General features: G+C 38.0%; 1 protein-coding gene. It reads left to right on the forward strand.

The window, feature by feature from the left end; translation table 11 throughout:
* Nucleotides 1–190 precede the first annotated feature (190 nt).
* Nucleotides 191–1,356 (forward strand): IS3-like element ISAba22 family transposase gene (locus tag IEZ01_RS34400; RefSeq protein WP_085940844.1). Its coding sequence is split into 2 segments (ribosomal slippage): nucleotides 191–449 and nucleotides 449–1,356, totalling 1,167 coding nucleotides; the frame shifts between segments, so codons are not numbered across the junction.
* Nucleotides 1,357–1,511 lie beyond the last annotated feature (155 nt).

The raw sequence follows: 1,511 nt of genomic DNA on the forward strand, positions 1-1,511 counted from the left end.
ATTTACTATTAACTGTCTTTTTAATGCGCGAATCTTTGTACCATTAACGAATTGTACAAAAATAAAAAAGTCCGCATCTTGGGAAGCTACGGACTATAAACTCATCTAAGCAACAGCTAAACAGTGATGTGTGCTGAAAAAACAGGAGGTTTTAACTTGGTAAACTAAACACACTCATCAGGAGTTTACCATGAGCAAGAAACACAAGACTTACACCACAGAATTTAAAGCTGAAGCCATCAAATTAATTGAAGCCAATCAAGGCAATGTCTCGGAAACAGCTAGACAACTTAGCATTTCAATGCAAACTCTTTCAAATTGGAATACCAAAGCAAAGGCTGGAACTTTAGCAGGTACAAAACAGTATTCACCTGATCTAAACGCTCTACTCGAAGAAAATAAAAAACTCAAACAACAGCTCAAAATAGCTGAAATGGAACGTGAATTTTTAAAAAAGGCAGCAGCGTACTTTGCCAAAGAAAGTCTGTAAGGTACGCCTATATGAAACAAAAAAGATATTCTTTTCCAATTACCTTAATGGCTCGATTACTTCATGTTTCAGTTTCATGTTTTTATGATTGGCTCAAGAGAGGCGTGAGCAAAAGAACGATTCAACGAAATCAACAGACGATATTGGTGAAAATAGCCCATGAGGAGACAAGGCAGAGCTATGGTTATATTCGATTAACCAAATACTTACAAGCTCAGGGTATAAAAATGAGTATGTACGCTGTACGTCAGATAAAAGCGCTGAACCACCTGTATTGTAAGCGACACAAGCGTTTTAAAAGGACTACGAATAGTGACCATAATCGAGCGATCTATGAAAACCTGCTGGAGCAACAATTCTCAATGACTAGACCAAATCAAGCATGGTCAAGTGATATTACGTACATATGGACTGTTGAAGGATGGCTGTATTTAGCAGCGGTAAAAGACCTTTACACGAAGCAAGTGGTTGGCTATAGCTTAAATGAGCGCATGACAACACAGCTTGTTTGTAATGCGCTAAATATGGCTATTCACAATCAAAAACCAACCAAAGAACTGATTGTGCATTCAGACAGAGGAAGTCAATATTGCAGCCATGAATATCGAAATATACTTGAGCAATATGGTTTTCAAGGTTCAATGAGCAAGCGCGGAGACTGTTACGATAATGCACCGATTGAAAGCTTTTGGGGAATACTGAAAAATGAGTTAGTGCATCATTACAACTATCAAACCAGAGAAGAAGCCAAAGCAGATATTATAAAATACATTGAGTTATTTTATAATCATCGAAGAATTCAAAAGGGTTTGGGTTTTAAGACACCAAATCAAATGGCCGAAGACTTTTATAAATTGGCTGCCTAGAATCTCCCAAGGGAAAGTCTCCTGATAATTCAGCGTATATCATAGTCATATTGCCAGCTGCTAGCAATTCTTTTATTCGTTTGTGCTTAGCCTCATTGGCTTTCTTACCTGTTGGCTTGTAACCCGAACGTGCCAGGCCCTGCTTAATACGTTCT

This window comes from Streptomyces purpureus, assembly GCF_014648195.1.
In the GTDB taxonomy this organism is placed as follows: domain Bacteria; phylum Actinomycetota; class Actinomycetes; order Streptomycetales; family Streptomycetaceae; genus Streptomyces; species Streptomyces purpureus.